The 4,942-nt window shown below is 62.5% G+C and carries 3 protein-coding genes; 2 read left to right on the forward strand and 1 reads right to left on the reverse strand.

Going from position 1 to position 4,942, the window contains the following annotated elements; all coding sequences use genetic code 11:
• Positions 1–105: 105 nt before the first annotated feature.
• Positions 106–1,500, reverse strand: a complete 1,395-nt coding sequence (locus tag ACE04F_RS27870; RefSeq protein ID WP_486110794.1) for a NorM family multidrug efflux MATE transporter — start codon at positions 1,498–1,500, stop codon at positions 106–108.
• A gap of 158 nt (positions 1,501–1,658) precedes the next feature.
• Between ACE04F_RS27870 and ACE04F_RS27875 the strand changes: the two genes are divergently transcribed.
• Together ACE04F_RS27875 and ACE04F_RS27880 are read left to right on the forward strand one after the other, a co-directional pair.
• Positions 1,659–2,579, forward strand: coding sequence for a LysR substrate-binding domain-containing protein (locus ACE04F_RS27875; RefSeq protein ID WP_434602237.1), 921 nt, complete (start codon positions 1,659–1,661; stop codon positions 2,577–2,579).
• Positions 2,580–2,759: 180 nt separating this feature from the next.
• Positions 2,760–4,736 carry a methyl-accepting chemotaxis protein gene (locus ACE04F_RS27880; RefSeq protein WP_486110797.1) on the forward strand — a complete coding sequence of 659 codons (1,977 nt, stop codon included), beginning with the start codon at positions 2,760–2,762 and terminating at the stop codon, positions 4,734–4,736.
• Positions 4,737–4,942: the final 206 nt, after the last annotated feature.

Consider the following 4,942-nt stretch of genomic DNA (forward strand, 5'->3'; position numbering starts at 1 on the left):
AATCCTGTGGGAGCGAGCCTGCTCGCGAAAGCGGAGTGTCAGCCGGACATCCACCAACTGACTCATCGCCTTCGCGAGCAGGCTCGCTCCCACAGGGGATGTATTTCACTTCGCCTGGATCGCTTCGAAGCTCTGCTGCTCCGGCTCGCGGCGAATCATCCGCTTCATCTTCCACTCGAATGCCCACGTCAAGCTCACCGCCGCGCAGGCCAGCCCCAGGGCCAGGCCCCACCAGACGCCGGTCGGCCCCCAGCTCAAATGGAAGGCCATCCACCACGCAGCGGGTGCGCCGATCAGCCAGTAGCAACCCAGGCCCACCAGGAAGGTGGTCTTGGCGTCCTTCAGGCCACGGATACAGCCCATGGCAATGGTTTGCGTACCGTCGAACAGCTCGAACCAAGCCGCCACGGCCAGCAGGCTCACAGCCAGGTCGATCACCGGGCGGAACGCCGGGTCATTGTGATCCAGGAACAAACCGATCAGTTGATTGGGCAGCAGCCAGAACACCATGGCGAAGGCCAGCATCGCCGCCGCGCCAAAGCCGATCCCGACCCGTCCGGCCAGGCGCGCCATGAGCAATTGCCCGGCGCCGTAATGCTGGCCGATGCGCATGGTGATCGCGTACGACATACCCGCCGGAACCATGAATGCCACCGAGACGATTTGCAGAGCGATCTGGTGCGCCGCCAACGGCGTGCTGCCCATGGTCCCCATGCACAGCGCGGCGAACGCGAACAGCCCGACTTCCACGGCGTAGGTACCACCAATTGGCAGGCCCAGGCGCCACAGTTCCTTGAGGTATTGGCGATTGGGCCGCGACAGGCCTTCCAGCAATGGATAGGCGCGGTAGGCTGGGTGCCGGTGGATGTGCCAGGCAAGCACCAGGGCCATGCAGTTGGCAACAATCGCTGTCACCAGGCCGATCCCCATCAGGCCGAGTTTCGGCAAGCCGAACATGCCGGTGATGAGCGCGTAGTTGAGCAGGAAGTTGGCCACCGTGCCGCCGAGGCTGATCACCATGACCGGCGTGGCCCGGCCGATCGCGCTGGTAAATCCGCGCAGGGCCATGAAACTCAGATAACCGGGCAGGGCGAACGGCAGGACCAGCAGGAACTGGCCGGCCGCGAGGACGTTGGTTTCAGTCTGGCCGAACAACAGCAGCACCGGCTTGAGGTTCCACAACAGTAACCCGGCCACCAGCGCCATCAGCCAGGCCAGCCATAACCCGGCCTGGGTCAGCCGGGTGGCGCCCTCAATATCGCCAGCGCCCTGACGGATCGCGACCAGCGTACCGACTGCGGCGATCACGCCGATGCAGAAAATCGACACGAACGAGTAACTCGCCGCCCCCAGGCCGCCACCGGCCAAGGCTTCGGGACTCAGGCGCGCCATCATCAAGGTGTCGGTCAGCACCATCAGCATGTGCGCCAACTGCGAAGCAATCAACGGCCCCGCCAGCCGCAGGATGGCCCAGAGTTCGGTACGCACCGGATGCCGCATGATCGTCACGCTCCATGTTCAAACAAGGCAGTAAGACGTCGATTCTCGGCGCTTGTGGTGGTTTGCACAAAAGGATAAATCCGATTGCTGGCATGATTAAAACTCATGCTGGGCGAATCTTCTGATAGGGTTCGAAAAAAGCCACAGGAGTCTTTCCGATGTCTCGCCGCCTCCCTCCTCTTTATGCGTTGCGGGCATTCGAAGCGGCGGCGCGATACAGCTCGTTTACCCGCGCCGCTGAAGAGCTATCGATTACCCAGAGCGCGGTCAGCCGGCACATTCGCACGCTCGAAGAGCACTTCGCCTGTCGGCTGTTTCAGCGCAGCGGCCGCAACCTGCAACTGACCGAGGCGGCACGCCTGCTGCTGCCGGGCGTGCGGGAGGGTTTCATGGCGCTGGAGCGGGCTTGCCATACCTTGCACGGCGAGGACGGAATTTTGCGCATGAAGGCGCCTTCGACCCTGACCATGCGTTGGTTGCTGGCGCGCCTGAGCCGCTTTCGGCATCTGCAACCCGGCAACGAAGTGCAATTGACCAGCGCCTGGATGGACGTCGACTCGGTGGACTTCAACACCGAGCCGTTCGACTGCGCGGTTCTGCTGGGCAACGGGCACTTTCCGGCGGACTGGGAGGCCAGTCTGCTGTTCCCCGAGGAGCTGATTCCGGTCGGCGCACCGACTCTGCTCAACGACCAACCCTGGGACGTGGCGCGGCTGGCCAGCGCCGAGCTGTTGCACCCTACGCCGGATCGCCGGGACTGGCGCAACTGGTTGCAGCGCATGGGGCTGGCGGACAAGGTTTCGCTCAAGGGCGGCCAGGTATTCGATACGCTGGAACTGGGCATGATCGCTGCCGCGCGGGGCTATGGTGTGTCCATGGGCGATCTGTTGATGGTCGCCGAGGACGTTGCCCAGGGACGCTTGAGTCTGCCGTGGCCTACGGCTGTTGCCAGCGGCGAACACTATTACCTCGTCTGGCCGAAGACCCGGCCTGGAGGTGAACGTTTGCGCAGGCTCAGCGATTTTCTCCAGGGCGAGGTAAGCGCCATGCAACTGCCCGACGTGAAACGCCTGGCCTGAAGGAACAAACAGGCCCCGCTGGCGACTTGGCTTTATTCCTTCCAAAGCGCTCAAGTATTCGGTTTTGCTGCCGAAGCCGTGAACATAGAACCTTCGTACAGAAAGGGCCCACCTCTCAAAAATTGAATGCCGAGCGTGCGACGTGATCAGGATGATCCAGTCTCTCGGCCAGGAGCCGTCATGTCTCAACCCCGCGCCCGGATCGCCTCACAGCTAGGCCTTGCCCTTGCCGTGATACTGGCGGTCGTGATTTCCGGCAGTACCGTCTTCGCCTTGCGTTCACTGGACGCCGCCAACCTTTCCACTCGTGAAGAGCACCTGGCCAGCGAAGCGCGGCTGATGGCCGACCAGCTCAATACCTTCCACAGCACCTTGCGCGAGAGCACCCAGCGCTTGGCTGGCCTGTTCGAAAAGCGCTTCAGCGCGGGCCTGAGCGTGCATCCGGACCAGCCGGTGGCAGTGGCGGGCGTGCAGACGCCAGGCTTGAGCCTGGGCAGCGAAGTGTTGAACAACAACTTCAAGGAAGTGGACGAGTTCAAGGCGATGACCGCCGGCGTGGCGACGATATTCGTGCGCAGCGGCGACGACTTCATCCGTGTCAGTACTTCGGTGAGCAAGCAGGACGGTACGCGGGCCATCGGCACCGTACTCGACCGCGCCGGCCCGGCGTACGGGCCGGTGATCAGCGGGCAGAGCTACATCGGCCGGGCCTTGCTCTTCGGTCGTTTCTACATGTCGCAATACACGCCCGTTCGCGACGGCAGCGGCAAGATCATTGCCGTGTTGTACGTAGGATTCGATTACACCGATGCGCAGAATGCGCAATTCGACAACCTCAAGCGCTTCCGCATCGGCCAGACCGGTTCCCTGGCGCTGTTGGACGAACAGAATAAATGGTTGGTACCGCCAGCGGGTGTGCAGGCGCTGGACAACGCCACCGCGGCTATCACCGGTTTGATCAAGAAGCCGGGCAAGGGTGCGTTCTGGGAAGACACCGCAGAAGAATTCTACAGCGTCGCCGTGCCGTTCGAGGGCGGGCCGTGGGCGGTCGTGGCGAGCATGCCGAAAACCGAAATCAACGCGGTAACCTGGAAGGTCGGTACGCAATTGGCAATTGGCAGCCTGCTGGCAATGTTGCTGGCGGTCGGCGCGGCAGTATGGCTATTGCGGAGCAAATTGGCGCCCTTGGGCGACTTGGTACGTCAAGCCGAAGCGCTGGGCGCCGGTGACCTGAGCGTGCGCCTTAACGTGTCCAGCCACGACGAAATCGGTCAACTGGCCCGTGCTTTCAACCAGATGAGCCAAGCCTTGTCGACCATGGTCGAGCACATCCGCAAGGCCTCACAGGAGGTCAACAGTCGTGCCCAGGCGTTGTCCGGATTGTCCAGCGGTGCGTATGAAGGGATGGAGCAGCAGTCCGGCGAAATCACCAGCATGGCGGGGGCGGTGGAAGAGTTCAGCGCCACCTCGCTGAACATTGCCGACAACATGGGCAATACCGAGCGCCTGGCCCAGGACAACGCCCAGCAGACCCGCATCGGCCGTACCTCGATGGACGAAGCTTCGTCGTCCCTGGAACAGATCGCTGGCGCGTTGAACAGCACGGCCACGGTCATCAACACCTTGGGTCAGCGCTCCCAGGAAATTGGCGGCATCGTCGGTGTGATCACCTCGATTGCCGAGCAAACCAACCTGCTGGCCTTGAACGCCGCCATCGAAGCTGCCCGCGCGGGTGAGCAGGGCCGTGGTTTTGCCGTGGTGGCCGACGAGGTCCGTAGCCTGGCTTCGCGTACCCGCCAGGCCACCGACGAAATCTCTGGCATGATCAATAGCATCCAACAGGAAACCGGCAACGCCATCAGTACGATGGAGAAGGGCAACCTGCTCATGCAGGAAGGCTTGTCGCGCAACGCCAACGTAGCCTCGGCCCTGGCGCGCATCGACGAGCAAAGCCGCTCGGCCGGTCAGCAGTTCGCAGCGATAACCACGGCCACCCAGGAGCAGAGCAGCACCGCGACCTTGCTCAGCAGCAACCTGCAAAGCATCGCGATGGCCAACAGCGAACAACGCGAAGTAGTCTCGAACCTGGCAATCACCGCCAAGGAACTGGAAAAACTGGCGCAGGACCTGCGCAAAGAGGTTGATCGGTTCCGCTGAAGCTTCCCCCGTCACCATCGCGAGCAAGCTCACCAGCAACTACTGTGGGAGCGAGCCTGCTCGCGATGACGGCCTTTCAGCCATATCTCTATCAACTGACCCACCGCTTTCGCGAGCAGGCTCGTTCCCACAATGATTCCGGGTGGGACGCAGAGATGATTCCGCCGCAATTCCCCTGTGGGAGCGAGCTTGCTCGCGAAGGCGGC

Source organism: Pseudomonas sp. AGC41, from assembly GCF_057334555.1.